Source organism: Dyella sp. NPDC103356 (assembly GCF_055584465.1).
Genome location: NZ_JBVJLZ010000004.1, coordinates 554810 through 579046 on the forward strand (window position 1 = coordinate 554810; position 24237 = coordinate 579046).

Annotated in this window: 23 protein-coding genes; 11 read left to right on the forward strand and 12 right to left on the reverse strand. The window is 60.0% G+C overall.

Annotation, left to right across the window (positions count from 1 at the left end; all coding sequences use genetic code 11):
* Positions 1 to 67 precede the first annotated feature (67 nt).
* From ACZ6WW_RS12350 to ACZ6WW_RS12360, 3 genes are all read right to left on the reverse strand, one after another.
* Positions 68 to 562, reverse strand: coding sequence for a YcxB family protein (locus ACZ6WW_RS12350; protein WP_281850872.1), 495 nt, complete (start codon positions 560 to 562; stop codon positions 68 to 70).
* A 59-nt stretch (positions 563 to 621) separates the two neighbouring features.
* Complete coding sequence (locus ACZ6WW_RS12355) at positions 622 to 1125, reverse strand: hypothetical protein (protein WP_281850871.1); 504 nt, start codon at positions 1123 to 1125, stop codon at positions 622 to 624.
* A gap of 67 nt (positions 1126 to 1192) precedes the next feature.
* A complete protein-coding gene (locus ACZ6WW_RS12360) occupies positions 1193 to 2101 on the reverse strand; it encodes an AraC family transcriptional regulator (protein ID WP_465274453.1) in 909 nt (302 codons plus the stop codon).
* A gap of 100 nt (positions 2102 to 2201) precedes the next feature.
* On the opposite strand from ACZ6WW_RS12360, the gene ACZ6WW_RS12365 reads away from it, so the two are divergent.
* Entirely contained in the window at positions 2202 to 2945 is a 744-nt protein-coding gene (locus ACZ6WW_RS12365) for an SDR family oxidoreductase (protein WP_465274454.1), read from the forward strand.
* A gap of 34 nt (positions 2946 to 2979) precedes the next feature.
* Here ACZ6WW_RS12365 and ACZ6WW_RS12370 read toward each other — a convergent pair whose 3' ends face one another.
* The 3 genes from ACZ6WW_RS12370 to ACZ6WW_RS12380 are packed head-to-tail and all read right to left on the reverse strand — an operon-like array spanning position 2980 to position 4665.
* Complete coding sequence (locus tag ACZ6WW_RS12370; RefSeq protein WP_465274455.1) at positions 2980 to 3390, reverse strand: VOC family protein; 411 nt, start codon at positions 3388 to 3390, stop codon at positions 2980 to 2982.
* A 35-nt stretch (positions 3391 to 3425) separates the two neighbouring features.
* A complete protein-coding gene (locus tag ACZ6WW_RS12375) occupies positions 3426 to 3875 on the reverse strand; it encodes a helix-turn-helix transcriptional regulator (RefSeq protein ID WP_465274456.1) in 450 nt (149 codons plus the stop codon).
* Between the two features lie 4 nt (positions 3876 to 3879).
* A complete protein-coding gene (locus ACZ6WW_RS12380; protein WP_465274457.1) occupies positions 3880 to 4665 on the reverse strand; it encodes a DUF4349 domain-containing protein in 786 nt (261 codons plus the stop codon).
* A 172-nt stretch (positions 4666 to 4837) separates the two neighbouring features.
* Between ACZ6WW_RS12380 and ACZ6WW_RS12385 the strand changes: the two genes are divergently transcribed.
* Positions 4838 to 6439, forward strand: a complete 1602-nt coding sequence (locus tag ACZ6WW_RS12385) for a DUF4034 domain-containing protein (RefSeq protein WP_465274458.1) — start codon at positions 4838 to 4840, stop codon at positions 6437 to 6439.
* Between the two features lie 242 nt (positions 6440 to 6681).
* Here ACZ6WW_RS12385 and ACZ6WW_RS12390 read toward each other — a convergent pair whose 3' ends face one another.
* On the reverse strand, positions 6682 to 8640 hold the full coding sequence (locus tag ACZ6WW_RS12390; RefSeq protein WP_465274459.1) for a M61 family metallopeptidase: 1959 nt from the start codon (positions 8638 to 8640) through the stop codon (positions 6682 to 6684).
* 177 nt (positions 8641 to 8817) lie between these two features.
* On the opposite strand from ACZ6WW_RS12390, the gene ACZ6WW_RS12395 reads away from it, so the two are divergent.
* Positions 8818 to 9699 carry a LytR/AlgR family response regulator transcription factor gene (locus tag ACZ6WW_RS12395; protein WP_465274460.1) on the forward strand — a complete coding sequence of 294 codons (882 nt, stop codon included), beginning with the start codon at positions 8818 to 8820 and terminating at the stop codon, positions 9697 to 9699.
* A gap of 126 nt (positions 9700 to 9825) precedes the next feature.
* The gene (locus ACZ6WW_RS12400; protein WP_465274461.1) at positions 9826 to 12063 is read left to right on the forward strand and encodes a CocE/NonD family hydrolase; all 2238 of its coding nucleotides are present in this window, start codon (positions 9826 to 9828) and stop codon (positions 12061 to 12063) included.
* 73 nt (positions 12064 to 12136) lie between these two features.
* Here ACZ6WW_RS12400 and ACZ6WW_RS12405 read toward each other — a convergent pair whose 3' ends face one another.
* Complete coding sequence (locus ACZ6WW_RS12405; RefSeq protein WP_281850860.1) at positions 12137 to 12577, reverse strand: SRPBCC family protein; 441 nt, start codon at positions 12575 to 12577, stop codon at positions 12137 to 12139.
* Between the two features lie 168 nt (positions 12578 to 12745).
* Between ACZ6WW_RS12405 and ACZ6WW_RS12410 the strand changes: the two genes are divergently transcribed.
* Positions 12746 to 13129 (forward strand): cupin domain-containing protein, encoded by a 384-nt coding sequence (locus tag ACZ6WW_RS12410; protein WP_465274462.1) that lies wholly within the window; start codon positions 12746 to 12748, stop codon positions 13127 to 13129.
* A 3-nt stretch (positions 13130 to 13132) separates the two neighbouring features.
* Here ACZ6WW_RS12410 and ACZ6WW_RS12415 read toward each other — a convergent pair whose 3' ends face one another.
* Entirely contained in the window at positions 13133 to 14098 is a 966-nt protein-coding gene (locus tag ACZ6WW_RS12415) for a GlxA family transcriptional regulator (RefSeq protein WP_281850859.1), read from the reverse strand.
* Between the two features lie 110 nt (positions 14099 to 14208).
* Here ACZ6WW_RS12415 and ACZ6WW_RS12420 point away from each other — a divergent pair, with 110 nt between their 5' ends.
* A complete protein-coding gene (locus ACZ6WW_RS12420; RefSeq protein ID WP_465274463.1) occupies positions 14209 to 14499 on the forward strand; it encodes a YciI family protein in 291 nt (96 codons plus the stop codon).
* A gap of 242 nt (positions 14500 to 14741) precedes the next feature.
* Here the strand turns inward: ACZ6WW_RS12420 and ACZ6WW_RS12425 are convergent, their stop codons facing one another.
* A complete protein-coding gene (locus tag ACZ6WW_RS12425) occupies positions 14742 to 15599 on the reverse strand; it encodes a helix-turn-helix domain-containing protein (RefSeq protein WP_465274505.1) in 858 nt (285 codons plus the stop codon).
* Positions 15532 to 16092: a carboxymuconolactone decarboxylase family protein gene (locus tag ACZ6WW_RS12430; protein ID WP_465274464.1), complete on the reverse strand. Its 561-nt coding sequence runs from the start codon at positions 16090 to 16092 to the stop codon at positions 15532 to 15534. The genes ACZ6WW_RS12425 and ACZ6WW_RS12430 overlap by 68 nt, the downstream gene beginning before the upstream one ends.
* A gap of 122 nt (positions 16093 to 16214) precedes the next feature.
* On the opposite strand from ACZ6WW_RS12430, the gene ACZ6WW_RS12435 reads away from it, so the two are divergent.
* Together ACZ6WW_RS12435 and ACZ6WW_RS12440 are read left to right on the forward strand one after the other, a co-directional pair.
* Positions 16215 to 17339: an aromatic ring-hydroxylating oxygenase subunit alpha gene (locus tag ACZ6WW_RS12435; protein WP_465274465.1), complete on the forward strand. Its 1125-nt coding sequence runs from the start codon at positions 16215 to 16217 to the stop codon at positions 17337 to 17339.
* Positions 17336 to 18616 carry an amino acid permease gene (locus tag ACZ6WW_RS12440; RefSeq protein WP_465274466.1) on the forward strand — a complete coding sequence of 427 codons (1281 nt, stop codon included), beginning with the start codon at positions 17336 to 17338 and terminating at the stop codon, positions 18614 to 18616. The genes ACZ6WW_RS12435 and ACZ6WW_RS12440 overlap by 4 nt, the downstream gene beginning before the upstream one ends.
* Positions 18617 to 18789: 173 nt before the next feature.
* On the opposite strand, the gene ACZ6WW_RS12445 is transcribed toward ACZ6WW_RS12440, so the two are convergent.
* Positions 18790 to 21531, reverse strand: a complete 2742-nt coding sequence (locus ACZ6WW_RS12445) for a family 78 glycoside hydrolase catalytic domain (protein WP_465274467.1) — start codon at positions 21529 to 21531, stop codon at positions 18790 to 18792.
* A 291-nt stretch (positions 21532 to 21822) separates the two neighbouring features.
* Here ACZ6WW_RS12445 and kaiC point away from each other — a divergent pair, with 291 nt between their 5' ends.
* The 3 genes from kaiC to ACZ6WW_RS12460 are packed head-to-tail and all read left to right on the forward strand — an operon-like array spanning position 21823 to position 24199.
* Entirely contained in the window at positions 21823 to 23526 is a 1704-nt protein-coding gene (gene kaiC / locus ACZ6WW_RS12450) for a circadian clock protein KaiC (protein ID WP_465274468.1), read from the forward strand.
* Positions 23523 to 23885, forward strand: a complete 363-nt coding sequence (locus ACZ6WW_RS12455) for a circadian clock KaiB family protein (protein WP_465274469.1) — start codon at positions 23523 to 23525, stop codon at positions 23883 to 23885. The genes kaiC and ACZ6WW_RS12455 overlap by 4 nt, the downstream gene beginning before the upstream one ends.
* Positions 23882 to 24199 (forward strand): circadian clock KaiB family protein, encoded by a 318-nt coding sequence (locus ACZ6WW_RS12460; protein ID WP_465274470.1) that lies wholly within the window; start codon positions 23882 to 23884, stop codon positions 24197 to 24199. The genes ACZ6WW_RS12455 and ACZ6WW_RS12460 overlap by 4 nt, the downstream gene beginning before the upstream one ends.
* Positions 24200 to 24237: the final 38 nt, after the last annotated feature.

Sequence of the window (24237 nt, forward strand, 5' to 3'; positions counted from 1 at the left end):
AAAGCCTGTCGTCTACCAATAATTTGGCAGCTATGCGAAAGAGATCTGCATCGGATCGCAGCCTGGGTCATGTCGCAGCTTTACCCGTCAACTTGACGTTCGAACGCCGGGCAAAGCTGAGGATGGCGGATTCTTGTTGCTTGCTAAGCTCGTTGCGTCCGAAGAACCACGCGGCTTGTTTCGTTAGATAGAAAAAGCAGGTTTTCCTGGTGAACTTTATTTGTTTGATCCCGGACCAGGGAACGCGAGTCACCACGAGCCCGCTCTTGCATGTGGCACTCTCTTCGTCAAATGAAAAGACAGGCTGTCCAGTGGATCGAGACCATTGCCTGATCTTCCATGCCTGGATGGCAAATATCAGGGGCAGCATGAATGCGACCCAGACAAGTCCCCCGATCACAGCGAACCATGGGTACCGTTGGTCATAGAACACGTAGGCTATGAGCGCGGTTATGAACGCTATCGACAGATATCCGGATGGAGTGGTAAACCATAACTGAGTGACGACAATGAAGCTTCCAGCGAAGGTTCGTTTCGCGGTGACCGATATGACGTCATTCATTAAATGCCCCTGACCCTGTCCTTGGGAACTATCCGTTTAGATCGCGGACATATCCCACCCTAGCGACTATGAAACCACTCGAGAAATTCTTCCGCAATGCCTTGATCGAGTTCCATGACTGCTTCGGCAATGATCGGTTGCCCCTTCGCTGCCGCGACAGCCGCGAGGGCGCAGCGCATGAAGCCGTCATCCCATGGCCGCTTACTGGCCTCGGCGACCAGTCCAGGTAATCGCGATAGCGCGGATCGGTATGCCCAGAGTAAGTCTTCTGGAACCTGCATGCCCTGACGGGAGCGGCAACATTCGACCCAGGCAGGAAACTGAAAGTAGGTCGCGTCGGCAGTCGTTGGATTATCCGCGAGTGCCGCGACCACGTGAGGGACCGCTGCGAATGAAGCTGGATAGACGTCACCCTGATGTGCGAGAGCGCTCCAGAGTGCGTGCCATGGTTCCGCCTCGGCCGAAGGAAGTTTGTCCAATTGGCGTAACAACGCCGGAATATCCGAAGCCTTGCCATAAGCATGGGAAAGCTCACCCCACCGTGGATCATCTAAAGCCAGCATGTCTTCCCCTTTTTGTGTCCTGAGGTTGAGGTTTCGCCGTGCTTCTTTACACCCGTTTCTCTTAAAGTCACTGCAATTCCGTCTGCTCCCGCACATACGTCGTCGGCGGTACCCCGACATGCCGGGTGAAAGCAACGCTGAACGTGCTGGCGGAACTGTAGCCGACGCGTTGGGCAACATCAGCGACGCCGCCTTCGTTTTGGCGCAACAGATGCTTTGCCATCGCCATGCGCCAGGCGAGCAGATATTCCATCGGCGCCACGCCCACCGCGCGGTTGAATCGTTCGAAGAATGCCGAGCGGGAAAGCGCGGCCTCTTTCGCCAGTTGCGCGACGGTCCAGGGCTTGGTCGGATGTTCGTGCATCTGTCGTATCGCAGCCGCGAGACGGCTGTCGGCAAGCCCGCGCACAAGGCCTGGCGATGCCGCGGTTCCTGTGGTGGAGCGAAGGGCTTCGATGAGAAGCACTTCGAGCAGACGCGCCAGGATGACGTCGCGAGCGGGCCGTCGCTCGCGGGATTCCTCTCCGACAAGTTGCACGATGGTGGTCAGCCTCTTCTCGCCGCGAACATGCACGAGTTGCGGAAGAAGCGAAACCAACAATGCCGCATCCGGAGAACCGAAGGTGCAGTGACCCAGAAGCAATAGCACGTCGTGCGGCACGTCCTGGATGCCGAGCCTGAACTCGCCATGGAGCAGCTCGACGGGCGTGGTATCGAGCTCTGCCGACGTCGCCGGGTCGAGGCTCGACATCGCGAAGCCGTACGCTGATGGGATCAGGGCAAAGTCGCCTTGCTCGAGTGTGATCGGCGCGTGCCCATCGACCGCGAGGCGGCAGGAACCGTCGAGGATCACGCAATAGAAAGGCTGCCCGGCTTCCGAGCGGCGAACCCGCCAGGGGCCTGCGCCGCTGACGACTTTCGAGAACTGGGCGCCTGGCTGGAGCAGCGCGACAACCTCGGCGAGCGGGTCGATCATAGCCGGACTCCTGCAAATGAAACTTGGACTTCTGATTGTAGCAAGTCCGGTCTTCGCCCCCTATCGTTTGGGGCCTGCAACACACCTCTCTGGAGTCCTCATGAAAACCGTCCTGATTACCGGATGTTCGTCCGGCTTTGGTCTCGAAACCGCGCGATATTTCCTCGAACGCGATTGGAAAGTCGTCGCCACGATGCGCACACCGCGCGCAGACGTTCTGCCGCGTTCCGAGCATCTGCGCACACTCGCGCTCGACGTCACCGACCCTGAAAGCATCCGCCAGGCGGTGGATGCCGCGGGGCCGATCGACGTCCTGGTCAACAACGCAGGGATCGGCCTGCTGGGCGCGCTTGAAGGCGTGTCGATGGACACAGCCCGCGAGATCTTCGAAACCAATACGCTCGGCACGATCGCGATGACGCAGGCCGTGCTGCCTCAATTTCGGCAACGCAACGCCGGTGTCGTCGTGAACGTCACATCGAGCGTGACCTTGAAGCCGCTCACGCTGCTTTCCGTCTACACCGCGAGCAAGGCGGCGGTAAACGCCTTTACGGAGTCGTTGGCGCTGGAGCTCCAACCATTCAACATTCGAGTGCGCCTGGTGTTGCCGGGTCGGGCGCCGGAGACGCGCTTTGGCGAAAACGCGCAGCCGCGAATGCAAGGCGGCATACCTGATGCCTATGCCGGCCTTGCGCAGAATGTCTTCGCCCAATGGGCGCAATCTTCCGCGGTCACGCAAGCGTTGGATGTCGCCGAAGCGGTATGGCGGGCCGCGAACGATCCATCGTGTCCGCTTCGCATGGCTGCCGGTGCCGACGCGGTGGCTTTGATCGAGTCGCACTGAGTCCAGGAGATCAGGACTCAGTGCTTGAGCCGGTTCAGCGCAGCTGCTGGATACGAATCATATTGCCCGCGGGGTCGCGAACGGCGCAGTCACGAACCCCGTACGGCTGATCGGTTGGCTCCTGGACGATATCGGCATCGCGGGCCTGCAGCTGTTCGAAAGCACCTTCGAGGTCCGTGGTCGCCAGCAGGACGATGCCGAACGTACCCTTGGCCATCATCTCGGCAATGGTGCGGCGTTCGTCGTCGGTGATGCCAGGGCTGGCGTCCGGCGGATACAGGACGATGGAGAGTGCGGGCTGGCCCTTCGGCCCAACCGTGATCCAGCGCTTTCCGCCATAGCCGACGTCGTTGCGAACCTCGAAATCGAGGGTATCCCGATAGAAGGCTACAGCGGCGTCCGGGTCGTTCTGCGGCAGGAAACTCGAATGAATGGTGATGTCCATGACGTGTCTCTCAGTGGTGGTGAGGTGCATGGCGATCAGTCTAGGTCCGACCCATCAGGCGGCGCTTCTCGATTCCTGACCGGTCGCGTTACCTGCTTGGCCATGCACGACGGGATCCCCATCGTCGCGTCCGCTTCCTGGCGCCGATACGTGCCGGGCGACATGCCGACCAGCTCGGTGAATCGCGTGGTGAACGTACCCAGCGACGCGCAGCCGACCGTGAAGCAGATGTCGGTGATGCTCAGGTCGCCGCGACGAAGCAAGGCCATCGCGCGCTCGATGCGCCGCGTCATCAGATAGGAGTACGGGGATTCGCCATAAGCGAGCTTGAACTGGCGGCTCAGATGTCCGGCCGACATATGTACGCCGCGCGCGAGTGCCTCGACGTCGAGTGGTTGTGCGTAGTCCCGGTCGATCCGGTCGCGCACGCGGCGCAGCCTTGCGAGGTCTCGCAAGTGCTGCGCGGTGGTGGCTTTGTTGCTCATCTGCTCAGTCCCGCGGGCGACGCCAGCGTGCCGTCAACCTGCGCCAGGCCCACAGCCATACCAGGCATACCGGCAGCAACAAGAGCAGGAACGGCAATCCATAAGCGAGTGCCGACAGGGCATCGCCGATACCGTCGACGAGTCGATCGAGCAATTCAGTGAACGATGCGGCGAGCCGATGTCCACGGCTTTCCACGTCCGAGTCACCGAACTTGATGGTGAGCAGATTGGTTTCGATACGCCGTTTCTGTTGGGCGGCCTCGTTGAGCAGACCTTCGCGCTCGGTCTGCACCTGCGCGCGTTCGCGGGCCAGTGCGATCAGGTCGGACACGCCGATATCCTTGCGCGCCGCCAGTTCCTCCAGATGCGCCGCATAAGCATCGAGTTGCGCCTGCTTGTGCTGGGTGTCCTGCACGGCATCGGCGAGATCTTCGGCGCGGCTTTCGCGTGATGTAACCACGCCGTCCTGCGCCGCCAGTTTGGTCAGTGGCTCGACACCCGACGGCACGATGCGAACGAGCAGTTCCGCGCTCGAGCCGCTCTGCGTGATACGAAGTACGGTACATGCGCCGAAGCGATTCGCATCGCAGGCTTCACGCGCCGCGGAAACATGTCCGGAGATCTGTGCGGACGGCATCTGAACAAACAGGGTGTGCTCATAGGCGAGCATGGCTCCCGGTTTGGACGTCTGCCCCGGAATACTTCCCGGGGCGACCTCTTGCTTCTTCGAGCACGCGGCCAGTGCAGGCAGCACCAGGCCAGCGATCAATAGCAGACGCCAACGCTTCATGGATTCCCCTTTTCGGCGCGCAACGTGCGAATTGCGGTTCGATGATCATCTTGGCCGAGATCGCCTGTATTGCATAGCGGGCCAGAAAGGGGGCGTTCTCACTTTGATTTCCTTCTATTCAGGTGCAATATTAATAGCGGTTATTATCTGTCCAGGGACATGGGGAAAGGACATGCGATCAGGGATCCAGACGATTGTGCTGGCAGGGGCCGTATGGGCGATGGGAGCCATACAGCCAAGCCTTGCAAGCGGTGATTTTGGAACGGCGGCTAATGGAGCCGCATCGGTGCATGAAGCGCCCAAGGCGTCGCTCTTTTCCAGGGATGAAGTTGTTCGTTTTCTTGGCGCGGCAAAACAGGCGGAGGCCATCAAGGATCCTCTCCAGCAATGCTTTTCCTATCCCGATCCGCCTGGGAGCCACTGGTCTCCGGCGGCGACCCATGCCTACTGCGTGTATCGCATGCAGTCCTTCATGGACTACGACGAGATGAAGTCGCTCATTGAGAGCGGACACGCGGCGGACCTGGATCGCTACATGCAGGATGCGTTGCAGAAACAGCGGACACTTCCCGAATTCGTGGGTCTGCTCGACCACATCTACTTTGGGAATTTTTCGGACGCATCCAACGAGATGCGGGTATTGGTCGATGCCTGGAAAAAGCAATCGCCAAAGAGCGCTTTTGCCTACGTTGCCAGCGGTCGCTCCTATCTGCATATGGCCTGGAGTGCACGGGGAGAAATGTCTGTACGCGATACGCCAAGAGAAAACTTCGTCGCTATGGATAAATGGCTGGCGTTGGGCAAGGCGGATCTCGAAGAGGCAATCAAGCTGAACCCACGTATTGCTCACGCTTATTCGTTACTGATAGATGCGGCGATGCTGACGGGAGACGATGCCGGGGCGTCCGATGCGGCCAATCGCGGTCTTACCGTGGAGCCGACAAACTATGCGATCTACGCGCAAATGGTCTTGAGCGCCGAACCCAAATGGGGCGGATCCGTCGAGGAGATGTCGCGCATTGCGCATCGCGCGCAGGCGCAGGCGTCGAAAAACGGACTCCTGAAGTTGCTGCTGCCGCTTCCAGCGGCGTATGCGGCGAATCTCACCGATTGCAATTGTGAGGGGCGCGCGGACCTGGGAAGCTATCGGGTAGTGCTTGACGATATGCCTGCTGGCGAGATTCTTTCCGGTGTCGCGAACGTGACCAACGAGAGGCATGTCGCGAATCTGGCGGTGGTCTATCAATCGGAAGTCATTCGATTCTCTCCGTGGGCGGACTGGGTACGGTTGCAGCGCGCTCCCAATCTCGTAACCTTCCGCGAAAAACCATGGGCGTTGGAGGAAATGGCTACGCTTTCGGCGAAATGGCACAAGAATGCAAATACGCTCAAAGCGCTTGGCGATGCCTACGCGATGATGGCGGAGCCGAAGCAGGCAGAGAATGACTATCTGCAGATCATTGCAAGCAACCCTGCCGATTACGATATTCGTTACAAGCTGGGCGAGCTTTACGGCACCTGGTTCCAGCAGTGGGACAAGAGTTGGGCCATGGCCGATCAGTTGATCAAGGATGCACCGGAAAACTCGGACGGTTGGTTGCTTCGGGCATTCGTTCAGCTGAATCAGCCGCGCCAGGGCTTGCAGGACACGATGCAGTATCTCGACAAGCACTTCGAAAACGATCCCGGCATTCGAGCGCAGGTGCGGTTCCTGCGTGAGGCGTTCGTGTTGAAGAGCCAGGAGACGGCTTCGAAAGCCGGACAGGTGCACTGAAGCAGCGGGATGACTTCAAAGTCGCGGCCGTACCTTCGGGTGCACAATCGCGACTGAAGGGAGTCTCGAAAGCATCCTAGCCGTCATCCCGGCGTAGGCCGGGATCCAGTGGCTCCGGTTTTAGGTTTTCGCGATAGAGCGGATGCTTGTTGGCTCTCGCGATAACCGGTCGCAAAGTCACTGGATCCCGGCCTGCGCCGGGATGACAAATAGGGGAGCTTTCGGAGCCCCCCCCCCAAGGCTCATTTCCGCGGCGCGATGATCTCGCTGAGGTAATCAGGCGTTCCATCGACGCGTACCAAGTGCGGGTACTTCAGGCCTTCGTGATAATCCACCGGCACCGTCCGGAACCCGCCCTGGTACTTCAGCAACAGCTGGATCGGTGCTTTGCTGTTCTTGGCGGCCGCGATCGCATCCTTCAGTACATCGGTCGAATAGCTCTGGCCATTCACCGCGACCAGCGCAGCCCCGGTGCTGACGCCGGCCTTGAATGAGGGGCCATCCCAGCGTACGTCGTTGACCTCGCCTTTGTCGTTCATCGTCAAACCGATTGACCAGGCAAAGTTGTAGATATGGCGCGACGACGCTGGTCGACTGTTGTATTGCTTCTCGTATTCGCTTTCCTTGTCGGTATAGACAAGTTTCCAGCCGGTGGCGGCAAGCCCGTCCTGCAGCGGCGGATTGACCGTATTGACATGCGCGTGCAGGAAGCTCGCCCAATCGTATTTGGCCACGCCGTCCAGCGCGGCAACCACGTCGTCGAACGTGTAGGTCTTGGTGACATAGCTGCCGTTATCGACGCCAAAGAACGCACGCGCGAAATCATCCAGCGACCTCTTGCCGTGCGTCAGCGCACGTAGCTTGCCGTCGACCTCCAACCACATCATCTGTCCGCCGCTGTAATAGTCCTCGCTCATCTGCCAGCTGCGGTATGGCAGGCTGGAACGGCGTGCGGCGGTCGCGTCGTTGGTGGTGTCTTCCAGTGTGCGCCACTGGAAACCTTCGCGGTTGCGTTCGTAGTTGGCGGCGGTCATGGCCAGCGCATCGCGAAACTGCTGCGGTGTCCACATGCCGGCGCGCGCAGTCAACACGAAACCCCAGTATTCGGTCTGCCCCTCGTACACCCACAGCAGCGAATCGCCCATCGGCACATTGAAGTTGGGCGTCCAAAGATCGGCCGGGCGGCGGAACTTGCCGTTCCACGAATGCGTGTACTCGTGCGCCAGCAGGTCACGGCCGGGCGCGGAGTCGCCCCAGGCAGTGAAGTAGTCGGCGCCCAGGCCGTTTTCGCTGGACTGGTGATGCTCCGTGCCGTTGCCGGCCAGTTGATCCGACAGCGAGAACAGAAAGTCGTAATGATCGTAGTGGTGCGAGCCGAACAGCTTGGTCGCCTGCGTTGCCAGGGCGCGATGCGCCGTCAGCTGCTCGGGCGTCATCTCCAGGTACTTCGGGTCATCGGCGACGATGTCCAGGTGCACCGGCGCATCGCCGGCCGGCGTGAGATCGACGCGCTTGAAGTACTGGCCCGCGTAGATCGGCGAATCGACCAGGTTATTGAGCGTCACCGGCTTGAAGGTGGTGGTATCGCCGGATTGCGAAGCCGTCTCCAATGCGGTGCCGAGCTGCCAGCCGTGCGGCAGCGTTACGCTCGGTGCGAAGGTGATGCCGCGCGAAAAGTAGCCGGCCGGATAGAGCGCCACCTTGCTCCATTCCATATCCATCATGCGGTCGGTGATCTCGAAGCCTTCGTTGTCGGTGCGGCCAGACATGTACTGGAATTCTGCATCCAGCGTGGAGACGTCGGCGGGCACGTCGAGATGAAACGCATACACGTTGTACTTGTCGCGCTTCCACGCGAGCGGTTTGCCGTTGGCCGTGAGCTTGAGGCCGGCAAGCATGGCGATCGGACCGGTCGGCGAGTGATCGCCCGGAATCCACTGCGGATACAACAGCGTCAGCGCACCGGCTTTTACCGGGATCGTTTCATGCACGCGGAAAATGCCTTGCAGCGTATCGCTGGCATCGACATGAAGCCCCACCGTGCCGGCATATGGCGCATCCTGCGGTGGCGGTACATCGTCGGTATACGCCTGCTGCGCAGCGGCGGTGCCGGCAGTGAGCGCGACCGCGACAGCCAGGGCAAGACGCGAGAACCTGCGACAAGCAGCAGGCGACCGACCAACGGGCGGGACAGGGGACATGAGGGGCTCCGACAAGCGAGGGGGACAATCTTCAAACTTATCACCACAGCCCGGGGATGAGGCTAGGGAGATAGTCATGCTTGCGTATCGTCTGGGGGCTGGATGAAGCCGCGCCGTTGAAGCCTTGAAGCAGGCTCGATAACCCTGCACGCTTGGTTTCCGGATCAGGTGTAGAGGGTGGAGAAGTGGATGAGACGGCGGACTTTTGATCTGTTGGCGGTCGCCGGCATCTTTGTGGCGTATTCGATCACCATGCGGCTGGCTTTGAATCTCGACTTGCGCGGGAGCCTGCTGGGCGGAGCGGCCAATACAGTGCCCGTGGTGATCTTCGGGGCCATGGTGCGTCGCATTATCCTGCGCAGGCTGATCGGAAAGCCTGGGGCGATCCAGTTGATGGGTCATCTGTTGCTATGCGCGGCGTTCGTTTTTCTGTCGTACGGGCTGCTGATCGTTCTCCTGGGACTGGTCGAGGGCCAGGGGCCAAACGGATTTCTGGTGAAGCCTTTTTCGATCAGTGGAGCGAGCTGGCAGTCGCTTGAGAACGTCACGACCTACGCATTGATAGCGACCGTGTCCTATTTGCAGGGCCAACAGGGGGTGTCCGATGCAAGGGGCCGGGCTCCCGTGGCAGACGATTCCCGACAACTGGCGAGAGGAGGTCAATCCGATGGATTGATCGCCACACAGCCAACGGAAACAGCAACCGAGGACGTCGAGGCGCGGACCGATGTGGCGCTCTCCCGTTACTTCGTCCGAATCGGCGATGAGCTCCGGCCGATCGATATGGACACCGTAGTAAGCATCGGTGGCGCGGACGACTACGCGGAAGTGAGCACGCTCTCCGGCAAGCATCTGGTCCGCGTGACGCTGGCTGAGTTTGCCAAGTCGCTCGATCCGGCAAAGTACGTTCGCGTTCACCGGTCCTGGATCGTCAATGTTCATCGTGTCGCCAGGGCAGAGCCTGCCGGTGGCGGGCGCCTGCTCCTGCATATGGAAACCGGCCAGACGATTTCGACCAGTCGGGCAGGGGCACGATTGTTTCGCGACCGCGTTATTTGACCGTTCGCCGCGCACGAGCGTTCGTTCGCCGATTTCTTGGCCGTTGCTTTCCGTTCCCCGGAATCATTCAGCTGTCCGAGCCGCCGCTGGCTTCGATGAGCAGTGCTTCCCTGAGGAATGGATCGTATGAAGGTTTTCGCGCTACCCGCCCTGTTGGCCATAGGTCTGTCGGCTTCTGCGACCGCCGTTGCCCAGGGCGCCCCGATCGAGCAGGCTGACATCCCGGTCGTCGCCGCCAAGTTGATCCCTGCTTACGCTGCGGCTCAGAGCCCCGCCGACCTGACAAAACGCTTCCGGCTTCAACTTGCCGCCGGACGTTTCGCTGATGCGGAGGCGACGCTCGATCGCCTCGAGTCCGCATATCGATCGAACGAACCCAGGCTCGTTCCCGCGATCGTGCCGTGGCGGATATATGCCCGGTCCCAAGCTTATGAGGCGACGGGAACGACGACGTCCGAAGCCTTACCCCGAGCGTTCGCCGAACTCTATGGCGCCCTTTCCGATAGCCAGGCAGCCGGCATCCTGCCCTGGTACAGCCAAAACCTGGACAGTCTTCGCGTGGAGGCGTCGCGGCAGGAAAAAGCCTGCGAAGGCATGGCGCTGGAACGCTGCCCTTCGGCCGTGGATCTCATAGCCGCCCATGAGGCGTCGATGGCGTGGGGCTACCTGATGGCTGCGTCGGCGTCACTGCTCGACGCCGACACAAGGCGCCGGTTTCTGGTCGACGACCATGTGCTGATCCCGACGTCCGATGGTGCGCAGATCGCCGCGATAGTCGTGCGGCCTCGCGCTGCGGATACGCCAAAACTGACCGCCTTGCTGAATTTTACGATCTACGCAAAAGACGATTGGAGCATGAGTGACGCAGTAACGATGGCCGCCCACGGCTATGCGGGCGTAGTTGCCTATACGCGGGGCAAAGGTCGGAGCCCAGGCCCGGTGACGCCTTACGTGCATGATGGCGAAGACGCGGCGACCGTGATCGAATGGCTCGCGCGCCAAGCCTGGAGCGACGGCCGCGTTGGCATGTTCAGCGGCAGCTATAACGGATTCACCCAATGGGCCGCTGCCAAGCATCATCCGCCCGCATTGAAAGCCATCGCTACCCATGCGACCAACGCCCCCGGCATCGACACCCCGATGCAGGGCAATGTGTTTCAGAGTTTTATCTATCCCTGGCCGTTCTACACCACCGACACCAAGGCCCTGGACGATGCAACCTACGGCGACCGCGCTCGCTGGAATGCGCTGCAGAAGAAATGGTACGCGAGCGGCCGGCCGTATCGCGATCTGGACAAGATCGACGGCAAGCCCAATCCCATCTTCGACACATGGTTGCAGCACCCGGCTTACGACAGCTATTGGCAACGCTTGTTACCGTACGAGCGCGAGTTTGCCGATATCGATATCCCGGTATTCGTCGAGACCGGCTATTACGACGGTGGCATGGTCGGCGCGCTCTACTATTTTCAGGAACATCTCAAGTACCGCCCTTCCGCCGACGACCGAATGATTATCGGCCCGTATCACCATACCGCCATGCAAACGGGTGTGCTGGCCAAGGTCGACGACTATGTGGTCGACAAGGCAGCATTGATTGATCTTCAGGGCTTACGGCTGCAATGGTTTGATCATGTCTTTCGTGGTTCGCCATTGCCGTCATTGCTGAGCGACCGGGTCAACTTCGAAGTGATGGGCGCGGAGACGTGGCGACATGTGCCGACGCTCGCCGATATGGCTACCCACCGTGAGCGTCTCTATCTCACAGGCGATCGCAAAGCCGATCGATGGCTGTTCGGCGAAAGCCCGGGTAGCCGCACCCTCCCTCAACTTGTCGTCGACTTTGCCGATCGTAGCGATGTGGATTTTCAACTGCCAACGGGCGCACCCGATACCCGCAATGCCCTGGTATTCGAAACAAAACCGCTGGAGAAGCCGTTGGAGGTCGATGGCCTGTTCCAAGGCAAGCTCCAGGTCATTACCAACAAGCGTGACTTTGATCTGTCAGTCAACTTTCTGGAGCTGAGGCCAGATGGCACGTATCTCGACCTTGCGTCATATCTCGGTCGCGTCAGCTATATGCAGGACCGCACGCGCCGGCAACTGCTCCAACCGGATCAGCCACGCACCCTGACCTTCCAGAGTCAGGTGCTGACGTCACGGATGCTGACCGCAGGTAGCCGGATCGTTGCGGTGATAGGCGTCCCCAAGGTCCCGGGCGTTCAAATCAATTACGGCACAGGGCGCGACGTGAGCTCGGAGTCGATCGCGGATGCGCAGGTGCCACTGCGTATTCGTTGGCTCGCCGATAGTTATCTTGAACTGGGTGTCCGTGGGAGCGTCGAGTTTGTGCAAGAGCATTAGCTATCGACGTTGTGGATAAGGTTCGCCCATCTCCTGGAGCGTAAGCGAACCTGATGTCACGTTTTGGATGGACTCAATCTGGAATTTCCGGCTCGACCAGCTGCGCCAGCAGCGTGAGCGATTCCTGCCAACCCAGATAGCACGCTTCCACCGGGATAGCATCGGGAATACCTTCCTGCACCACCTTCAGATCGGTGCCGCAGACAACCTTCGACAGCGTCACGGTGGTTACCATCTCGCCGGGCAGATTCGGATCGTCGAAGACGTCGGTATAGCGCAGCCCTTGACCAGGCTTCAGCTCGAGATACGTGCCGCCGAAGGCGTGGCTCTTGCCGCTCGTGAAGTTGGTGAACGACATCTTGAAGCTGCCGCCCACTTTCACGTCCATATGGTGGACCTTGGCGGTGAAGCCGTGCGGTGGCAGCCACTTGACCATGGCATCGGGGTCGGTGAACGCCTTGTACAGGCGCTCTGGCGTGGTGCGAAGGACGCGATGCAGCTGAACGGTACCCATGATTCCACCTCGTTGAGTGAGTAGAGGACAGCCCTCTGATACTACGACGAACGGCGACTGCGTATTTCGACACGCGGTTCGGGCAGTGGGACTGTCGCCCAAGCGCCGATCCCCATAAGCTCGCGCTTCGGACTTATCAGGCACTGCAAGAAGGAGCGTTCGCAGCTTATGAAAAAGTCGCTTACCCAGGCCTTGTCCGGCTTGAAACACCTGCCTAATCGAACGCCAGATATGGCGTTCGGAAATGAGGCCAGCGAAGCATTTGCCGAAGTTGCACCCTACCGCGACGGAGCGGTGTATGTGAGCTATTACTCGGGCTCCAGCGAATGGGAGCGCCATCCCCAAGGCGACGAGTTGGTGATGGTGCTTGATGGGGAAACAACGATCGTGCTGCTGATGGACGGCGTGGAGGAGAAGTTCTCCCTCACCGAGAATGAGCTCATTGTCGTACCTAAAGGAGTCTGGCACCGCTTTGAAGGCTCCCGGCAGCTCAGGGCCATGACGATTACGCCACAGCCCACCGATCATCGCCTTGAAACGCCGGACACCTGAAAGTTAGCGCAGATCCGCACGAAGTTCCCGCACCCCTCGCCCCAGGCGCTGACGCAAGAGTGTCCGCAACGTGGCGCCGTCGACATAGCCCACCTCGGCGGCAATCGCTTCGAGATCGAGGCTGCTGCTCTGAACAAGCGACCGCGCGCGTTCGACGCGCAAGTCCTGAAAATAATCCAGCGGTGACTTGCCGAGTACCGTCTGGCAGCGGCGCTGCAGCGTGCGAGCGCTCGTTGCCAACGCGTTGGCGGCCTCCTGCAGCGAGAACCCTTGCTTGAGATGTTCTCGCGCCCATTTTTCGAAGCGCAGAATAAGCGGGTCCGCCTGCGCCAGATGATTAGGGATGATGTAGGGCGCTTGCGAGGAGCGTATGTCGGCAAGCAAATAACGTGAGACCAGTCCGGCCAGCTCCGGGCTGGCCTTGCGTACCAGCCACAAGGCGAGATCGAGATGTCCCATCGCCGCACCGGCGGTCACCATCCTGCCCGAGGGCACGAGCATGCGGGACTCGTCGAGAGCTACGTTCGGGTAGCGCTGACGAAACAGCGGAGCGAGCCACCAGGTGGTCGTCGCTTCCTGGTGATCGAGCAGTCCGGTTTCCGCCAGAAGAAACGATCCGATGCAGGACGCGGCGATATGCGCGCCTTCGGCATGCCATGCCAACAACTGCGTCTTGGCCTGACACACGTCCCGCCGCTCTAGCGCCGGAACCAGTCGTTCCGGCGTGCTTGTGTTGAGCGCTGGGACGATTACCCAGTCCGGCTTCAGCGCGGGTGTGATGGCTTGCACGGGCACGGATAGTCCATGACCGGACCGGACGCTCTTACGCACCCCCACGGTCGATACCTCGAAAGGCGCCGGGCCACCTGATTGCCGAGCTGCAAAATTGTTGGCGATCCCAAAGGCGTCCAGGGCGACGGTCAGGCCTGTATCGAACAGGCCGTCCAGCGCGAGGATGGAAATTCGCATGGCGTAAATGACCCTAAAGTTGTCATTTACGACGATACCGCTTCGCCAGGACGAAGACTAGATTGCTCCTCGTTGCACATCGCAATGCTCATCCAACGAGGAGACCACCAATGAAAGTCATGGCTATCGCTTCCGTGAAATCCCCGCTTACGCCTGAACAACGTCAGCAGTATCTGCCGAGCGAAGTCCCGGCCACGCTCAAACACTATCTCGACGGTCACATCGAGCAGTTCTGGTTCCGTGAGAATGCAGGGCCCATCTTCCTCATGAATGCCGAATCGGTTGAACAAGCCAAGGCAACGCTGGCGACGTTACCGTTGGTGGCTGCGAACCTGATGAGCTATGAGCTGATCCCGGTCAGTCCGCTCTTGCCGCTTGGGTTGTTGATTCAGGGCAAGTAAGCCCTTGTTGGAGTGGCCTCGGCTGCACCAGAAGGCAGCCCGAATAACCTCATTTTCCTATCGTCATCCCGGCGCAGGCCGGGACCCAGTGACTTTGTGGTCGGTTGTCGCGAGCATCATCAAACATTTGCTTTGGCGCGAAAACCAGAAACCGAAGCCACTGGGTCCCGGCCTGCGCCGGGATGACGAGCAGGGGGGTGCTTCGAGTAATCCAAAGTCGACCACTAATGGTGGGGAATGAATCAAGCCGACATCCACTTCTCATGAAACACCTCCGTCCCCTCATCCGCAGGAAACATGGACTCGATCCGAAGCTCCTGCGCCGCGACGCTTTGCGGCGCCCCTACACTGGTCACCATCGAAAAATAACTGAGCACCTTGCCGTCTTTATTAAATCCCATGGGAATCATCGGCAGGTTCGGGTCGGAGCCGACCGATCCGTGTAGCCGCCACGATGCATCGACGCCTGGATAGGCAAACAGTTCATCGAGCAGAGCATCGGTTTGTTCGTCCAGAACGCGCCCGACCGTTTCACGGTAGACGCGCTGAATAAGGCTTCTGGCCACCGTTTCCCAATCCACGACGAATGGCCGCATCCCGGCGGGATCGAAGATCAGATGCAGCATATTGCGCGGTCCGGTGCGCGCTGCCATGTCGACGAACGATCCAAAAAAACGCGGCGACGAGTCGTTGGTAGCCAGTACGTTCCAATACCTGTCCATGACAATGGCTGGAAACGGATCGTGCTGGCGCAGCATCCGATCGAGCGCGCGCGTAATGCCCTGCATCTCCGTGGCATTCCAGGGCGCCTCCGAATAGACCGGTGCAAAGCCCGCGGCCAGAAAGACCGCGTTTCGCTCTCGCAGCGGAACATCCAGCGACTGGACAATGCCGGTCAATGTCTGCCGACTGGGCGCGCTTCGACCGCTTTCGATAAAACTCAAGTGTCGCTGCGAAATATCGACATCGAGCGCCAACTGCAGCTGGCTGGTGCCACGTACGCCACGCCAATGACGCAGCAGGAGTCCCAGTTCATTCGGCTCTTTGCGCATGCCAACGATATGCCTCAAAGGCATCCTCCAACGGTGGCTTGGTGACATTGCCAGTGTAGTTGGTGATCGTGGACGCGGCGACGATGGCAATGACTTCCAGAAGGTGGTCCTTGCCGAACCCGGCGTCAAGGAAAGTCGACACATCCCGGTCGTCGAGATGCCCGCGCTTTTCGATAAGTGTTCGCGCCAATGTGGAAAGGGCCGCGTTCTTTCCGGCCGACGGCACCCGTCGTTCGCGAATGGCCTCGACATCCGTCGCATCGACGCCTTCTTTGACGGCCAGGAAGGAATGAAATGCCACCGCCCAGGCGCTGGCATTGGTTACGGCATTGGTAAGCAGGACGATCTGGATCTGCTCTTCGGAAAAGCTGCCGCCATGGACCTTGCCGAAGAGCCCGACCAAGCTGCCAATCAGGACAGGGGAGGTGGCCATGGCGCCGGCAATGTTAGGGATGATGCCAAACGCACCCTGCAGCGCTTCAAGAGACGGCTTGGACGGTTCAGGCGCGGATGGGATCGTATGGATGGGAAAGGCTGACATGTGGGATCTCTTTGAATGAGCGCATCGGAATCGATGACGGTATAGGCAGCCTATGGGCGAGACCTCGACAAGCCAATTACCTGAAAGGTAATAACCAGGCGTTGATGCTGCAGCGCAGTTCGATGAATACTCGGCCATCACCGTCGCCACATGCCGCCATGACCGAGTTGCTTTCCCCCGATACGCTCGCTCCACAAAAGCTCGATGTCGCGCTGACCTTGCCGGCTCGTTTCTATACCGATGCGCGTATGCCGGCGCTGGACGCATCGGCGATCTTTGCGCGGAGCTGGCAACTGGTATGCCACCAATCGCAACTGCTCAACATTGGCGACCATGTGGTGACCGAGATCGCCGGGCTGCCCCTGCTGATCGTGCGCAGTGACGCCGCGACCATTCGCGCCTTCCATAATGTGTGCAGACATCGCGCAGGTCCGATTGCTAACTGTGATGGAAAGGGCGCGCAGAACCTGCGCTGCCGTTACCACGGCTGGACCTATGGCCTGGACGGCGTGCTGCGTGGCGCGCCGGAAATGGGCCGCACGCCGGACTTCAATCCCGCGGACATCCGCCTCCCCGAGGTTCGCGTACACCTGTGGCAAGGCCTGGTTTTCGTTGCCATAGGCGAAGCGTCGCCGTTCGATGAATTTGTCGCGGGCATCGATACGCGACTCGGTCCGGATCGCGCATTGCACGACTATGAGTTTCATCATCGCGAAAGCTATGACGTCGCCTGCAACTGGAAGGTCTACGTGGATAACTACCTGGAGGGTTATCACGTACCGCATATTCATCCTGGCTTGAACAGCCTGCTCGACTATCGCAGCTATATCACCGAAACCGCCCAGTGGTATTCGTTCCAGTTCAGTCCGCTGGAAAGCGGCGACGATCTCTACGGCAGCGGCGAAGCCTTGTATTACTTCCTGTACCCGAATGCGATGCTCAACATCCTGCCGGGCCGTTTGCAGACCAATCGCGTGCTGCCGCTGGGTGTCGATCGTTGCCGGGTGGAGTTCGACTTCTATTACACGCCGGCCAGCAGCCCGGAAGCGCTGGCTCGCCGTGCGAGGGACATTGCGTTCAGCGACGAGGTACAGGACGAAGACGTCACCATCTGCGAAGACGTACAACGCGGACTGGCTTCGGGTTCGTACGAGGCGGGGCGGCTGAATCCTTTGCGCGAGAACGCGGTACACCATTTCCATGAAATGGTGCGCCGCGCCTACCGCGATTCGCTCGCCCACGCATGAGCGGCAGCCAGCGGTCGCTCGGGCAATGGATGCTGATCGCGCTGGTCATCGGCAACATTATCGGATCGGGCGTGTTCGTCTTACCGGCAGCCCTGGCGCCTTATGGCGCCGCCAGCCTGCTCGGTTGGGGAATCAGCCTGGGCGGTGCGTTGATGCTGGCGCTGGTGTATGCGTGGCTGGCGCAGATCATTCCCAACCACGGCGGCGCCTATGCCTATGCACGACGAGCATTCGGTGACCGTGTCGGTTTCCTTGTGGCATGGAGTTACTGGGTCTGTGTGTGGTCGGCCAATGCGGCGATTGCGGTAGCGTTCGCAGGCAGCCTGGGTTCCGTGTGGCCGGCTGCAACGCTCACTCCATTGCGTAGCGCTTTGTGCGCACTGGGTGCTTTGTGGATATGTACATTCATCAGTTTGGCCGGCGTGCGCGAAGCGGGCCGAACGGCCATCGTAACGACCTTGCTCAAGCTGGTGCCGTTGGTTGTCTTTGGTTTGCTGGGCCTGGGTTGGGTGCACATGAGCGCCTTTGTACCTTTCAACTCCAGCGGACTGCCCCTGGTGAGCGTGGCGTCTTCCGTCGCCGCATTGACCTTGTGGGCGTTTCTTGGTTTGGAAACTGCCACCGTGCCGACCGGTGTGGTTAAGGACCCGCAACGCACGGTGCCGCGCGCCACCATTATCGGTATGACCATCGCCGGGGTCGCCACCATGTTGGCCTGTACGGTGGTCGTCGGCATGCTTCCAGCCGATGTACTGCACGCATCGGCAGCGCCGATGGCCGAAGCGGCGAGGCGGGTATGGGGTGACGCCGCGGGTATCGCGATCGGTGTCGTCGCGACCGTGTCGTGCTTCGGTGCACTCAACGGATGGGTGCTTCTGCAAGCGCAGACGTCGCTGGCTGCCGCACAGGATGGCTTGTTTCCAGCCTGCTTCGCTCGCCTGGATAAACGCGATACGCCGCGGGTGGGGCTGCTGATCAGCAGCATTCTCGCGAGCGTGCTGATTGTCTCCAATTACAGCCGCACGCTGGTGGCGCTCTTTACCTTCACGATCCTGCTATCCACCGCGGCAACGCTGGTTCCCTATCTCGTCACCGTGCTGGCATGGTGGCGCATCGATAGCACTGCTAGGATGTGGCGGCGGATGGTCGCATTGGGTGCACTCGCTTTCAGCCTGTGGGCGTTGATAGGTACCGGTACCGAGACCTTGCTGTGGGGTGCGGTGCTGTTGTTCGCTGGATTGCCTATCTATTTGTGGCAGCGCTACGCCGTGAAGTGATCGGAAGCTGCAACGGCCGGATTTTTGCGGGCGTGACTTCAGGGTATCTCGAAAACCTCAGTCTTCATCGTCGCCCCGGCGAACGCCGGGGCCCAGCGTCTTCTGCACGCTAAAGCGTAAGGCACTGGGTCCCGGCTTTCGCCGGGACGACGGATAGGGGGCAGAGGCCAGCTTCAGTCGGGCCCTGCCGCTGCCTCAAGGCCTGTCGAAGCTGAAAAGCGAAATTGACCAGACTCCAACTCAAAACACGTGTCTGTGCCGCACGCGTGCAACCCATGCACCCACTTCAATGCGGACAGAGACTGCCCCGATTCCGTCACGCTTTCCGGAGTAACCCTGGGCAGGCGTACCTCGGCGGTACTGCCAACAGGAACTTCTACGTCGAGTTGTAATTTCCCTGGAGCATGGAACCAAGCCACAGCAGCACGGCCAAACGGAGTCATGGTGTCTGCTTCGGCATGGTCCAGCCACGGAACAAGTGCGGGATGTATGCCGACACGCTGCCAACCCGGCGCCAATGGTTTTAAGCCAGCAACATCCCCAAATAGCCAATCGTCGATGCTGCCCAGAAAGTAATGTCCTCGCGAGCGGGCATCCAGTTTCCAATGCTCCCACAGGCTGGTAGCACCGTTCTCACGCCAATAACCCCAGCTGGGAAAGCTCGTCTGGGTTGCAACGATCCACGCGAGGTCGGCATGCCCGGTGGCTGTCAGCGTCGGCAATAGCAGCTTGCTGCCGAGTGCGCCGGTGTCGAGGTGGTTGTCATGCGCATGCACCGCTTGAACCAGGGCATCGACCACCCGCGGGCGTTGCGCCTCCGGAACCAGGCCAAAATCCAGCGCGAGCAATGGGTGGGTTTGCCGCACACCCTCATCGCCTTGCCCTCGATATAGCCCCTGGACCGGATCGAAGAATCGCTGATTGAAGGCGGATCGTACCTGCGCCGACATCGCGTCGAAATGGCGCGATCTGCCGTCGTTGCCAAGCACATGCTCGATTTGCGCCATGGTCTGGGCCATACGATAGAGATAGGCGGTTGCCGCTATACGTTTGTCCTCCGGCGCGTTACCACCATCGGCAGGCGTGCTGGGACTGACCCAGTCGCCAAGCTCGGTATCGGCAATGCCGCCGGGTGAGCGCGCATATTCAAGGTCGACATAACGCGCCATGCCATCGACATGCTCGGCCAATACCTGTCGATCACCGCGTTGCCAATACAGCGACCAGGGCACCAGCACATACGCCGCATGCCAGGGTGGTGCGCGTACATCACCCCAACCCGGATTGGGTGCGATCAGCAGCGGCGCGCCGTCGGCATTGCGCGCATCGGCAATGTCCCGCACCCACTTGGACAGCAGCGTATCGGCATCCACATTGCGCAACATCATGTCCGCGCCGAGCATGCCGTCGCCGGTCCAGCCGTTCTTCTCGTACATCGGCGTATCGGTGGGTATGCCGTAAAGATTATTCAGCACGGTGTCGACGGCAGCGGTATGGATCCAGTTGAGCAATGGATGGCTGCTGCTGAAGTGACCGATGACCGCAACATCGGAATGCACGACTTGTGCAGTCATCGCGCTTGGCGACGGCGCGGACCCAGGCCAGCCGTCGACTTGTACATATCGAAATCCCTTCCAGGAAAAGCGCGAGTGCCAGTGCTCCACACCGCGCCCGGCCAGGGTGATGCGATCCGTCTGCAAGCCGTGCCCGAAGTAATGGTGGTCGTCGCGATCGTCCACACTGCCATCGGGCAACAGCTTTTCGCCATAGTGCAAAACGATGGTGTCGCCGGCTTTTCCCTGCGCGGCCAGCGTGGCCCATCCGGCAATGACGCGCGGAAAGGCAAACACGTAGCCACCGCTGGGCAGCCTGGTGACCGTGGTCGCCTGCAACGTTGCTGCCACGCGCACCGGCGGTTCGCGCTGCGCCTGCAGTACGCCCTCGGGCGCAGGCAATATGGCAGCCGCGCGCCAGTTTCGATCGTCAAAGGTGACCGTGTCGAAGCCAGGTAGCTCGAGGCGCGCGTCATAGGTCTCGCCACCGTATACGTCGTCAAGTACCGTCGGGCCGTCGTGGACGCGCCAGTGCGTATCGGTAGCTTCGAATTCGCAACGACCGTCCACGTAACATAACTTAAGGAGTACACGCACGCGTGGCTCGCCATGCCATGGCGCCTTTTCCCAATGCCATACATTCGGATTGGTGAGCCCGTAGTAACCACGTCCAAGTTCGATGCCGATGGCGTTGGCGGTCCCTGGCTTCAACAGGGCCGTTACGTCATGCGCAAGATAAAGCGCACGTTTGCTGTAATTCGTGAAATCGGGCGAAAGAACGGCGTTGCTGGCAGGCTTTCCATTGATCGATACGTTGGCATAGCCACCTGCGGCGACATACAGGCGCGCCGATTCGAGACCGTTCTTTACGGATAAAACGCGTCGCAGCAACGGCGCCGCCAAGGAGCCGCCCGGGGGCTTGCCGATCCATTGTGCCCGGGACCATTGCTGTGACGACGGCGCGGTTTCGAACCAGGACGTTGCACTCGCATCACCTGCCGACGTGTGCGCAACCACTTTCCAGTAGTACCGACTCGACGGAGCCAATGGCGGTCCGTTATATGCAACGTCGAAAGAGGCTTCGCCGACCACAAGGCCGCTATCCCATAGATCGGGACGATCGGCTGCCAGCGCAGCCATGCTGCGCGCCACTTCGATTCGATAGCCCTTGGGTGTCGTGCCGCGCGGTGCATTAGCCACCACCCAGGCAAAGGACGGCGACGGGACGTCGATGGACAACGGCTGCGTTTGCCTGTCGATGGTAAGGGATTGAAGCTGCAAACCACTCTGCGCGTGGACAGGCAGCGCGCAAACCCATAGCCCGATGAGCGCAAGAACGCGGCGGCAAGGAAGTATAAGCATCAAAATCGCTTGGGGTCGAAGTCTCGACGAATAAGGTGGGTCGCGACGCGCATTTAACCATTATTGCCGCCAGCCTAACCGGCGTCTGTCTATCGACGGTCGTCTCCCATCATGGATAGCTGGTATTCAGAGACGATCCAACACCGCGACAAGCCATGATATTGCGGCGCGGTGTCGGCCAATTTGACATACGAACTTTGCAAAGCCTTCACGGCCTATTGACCGCCTCATCCTCAGCGTTGGGCAGTCGCTCAATCACTGTAGAGCTTGTCAGCTCAAAGATGCCAACCCATGAACGATCCAAAGATATCGAACCACGCCGAATCCATTGCCCTGGCCAAGACGCTTACCGGGATACGCGGCCTGGACGACCTTACATTGGGTGGATTGCCCGCCGGGCGTCCCACACTGCTGTGCGGTGCGGCCGGTTGCGGCAAGACCTTGTTAGCGGTCACGTTTCTGATTAATGGCGCCAGGGATTACGGAGAGAACGGCGTCTTCATGAGCTTCGAAGAGCGCGCTGTCGACCTGGAGCAGAACGTCGCATCGCTGGGGTACGGACTTGCCGACCTCGTTGCGGCGAAGAAAATTGTGATCGACCACGTGCATGTTGAGCGCGCGGAGATCGAGGAAAGCGGAGATTACGATCTGGAGGGATTATTCGTAAGGCTCAATCACGCCATCGACGCGATCGGTGCCAAGCGCGTGGTGCTCGATACGGTCGAGGCGCTGTTTGCCGGCTTTACCGACAAAGGCATCTTGCGCGCCGAGCTCAGGCGATTGTTTGCCTGGCTGAAGGACAAGGGCGTTACCGCCATCATTACCGGTGAACGTGGTGATGGGCAGCTGACCCGCTACGGCATCGAAGAATATGTCTCCGATTGTGTCATCCTGCTCGACAACCGTGTGGATGAGCAGATCACCACGCGCCGTCTTCGTGTCGTCAAATATCGCGGTTCGGCGCACGGCACCAATGAGTATCCTTTCCTGATCGACGACCGCGGCATCAGCGTCATGCCCATCACGTCGGCCGGTCTGGGTCACAAGATTTCGCGTGAGTCGGTCTCGACCGGCGTGCCGGGGCTCGATGCGATGCTTGGACGCGGGGGCTATTTTCGCGGCTCCAGCGTGCTTATTTCAGGTCTTGCCGGTACCGGAAAATCCACCTTCGGTGCGGCTTTCATCAACGCCGCGTGCCACCGGGGCGAACGCTGCATGCTGTTCGCGTTCGAGGAGTCACAAGATCAGATCGTCCGCAACATGGGTTCGGTAGGTATCGAGCTCAAGCCACATATTGATGCGGGATTGCTGCGCTTCGAGGCTGCGCGGCCCAGCCTGTTCGGTTTCGAAATGCATCTTGCGCGCATGAACCGCGACATCGAGGACTTTGCTCCGCAAGTGGTGGTGGTGGACCCGATCTCTGCGTTTCGAGGACCCTCGCTGGAAATTCATGCGACTCTGGTGAGGCTGGCGGATATCTGCAAGACGCGAGGTATCACCGCTGTGTTCACCAGCCTGTCTTCATCCGGCGAGTTGATGGACGAAAGCGAGCGCAGCGTTTCCTCGCTGATGGATACCTGGATCTCGCTGAAGGATCATGAAGCCAATGGCGAGCGCAACCGGCTGCTCTATCTACTGAAATCGCGCGGCATGAACCACTCCAAGCAGCTGCGGGAATACCAGCTCACCGATAACGGCATCGAACTCGTCGACGCGTATATCGGTACCGAGGGCGTGCTGACCGGCACGGCCAGGCTGGCCCAGGAGGCACGTGAGCGTGACGCAAGCAACACGCGAGCTCAGGGCATAGCCCGGCGCCGGCGTGAGATGGCGCGAAAGCGTGCATCGGTCGAGCGCCAGATCGCCGACCTCAAGGCCGAGCTCGACACCGAGGAGGCGGAAATGACGACACTTATCGAACAGGAAGAGGCGCAGGAAGTCGTATATGCCGATGATCGGTCCCGCATGGCCACACGGCGAGGTATGAAGCCATGAGCAATAAGCCCGACAGCGGCGAAATCTTGCCAGATAAGGCAACGGAAGATCTGGGAGAGTTCAACGACAACGGCCATTACAATCTGCGCCTGTATGTGGCCGGGCAAACGCCCAAATCCCTGGCAGCGATCGCCAACCTCAAGCATATCTGCGAGAAGTATCTCGCTGGCCGCTACACCATAGAGGTGATCGATCTACTGGTTACCCCCACACTCGCTGCGGGCGATCAGATCGTTGCGCTTCCCACCCTTGTGCGGCGGTTGCCGCCACCACTGAAGCGAGTGATCGGCAATCTCGCCGATACCGAGCGCCTGCTCGTTGGCCTCGACATTCGCCCGAAGGATTTTCAATCGCCATGAATACGGACGGGCCATCTGACGACACAGTCGAACGTTACAAGCTTCGCCTGTTCATTACCGGATCTACCCCGCGTTCGGCCCGTGCCATCCAGAACATGCGGCAGATATGCGACGAAAATCTGAAGGGACGTTACGACCTTGAAGTCATCGATGTCTATGAGGATCCAGAGGCGACGAAAGAACTGCAAGTCATCGCGACCCCCACGCTTGTAAAGATCCTGCCCGAGCCGCTCCGGCGCATCATTGGCGACCTGTCCGACAAGGAGCGCGTGCTCGCCGGGCTCAACATTCTTCCGCTCAGAACTGACGACTGAATTCCGACGATGAAGGCCCCGTAACTACTTCCCCATGG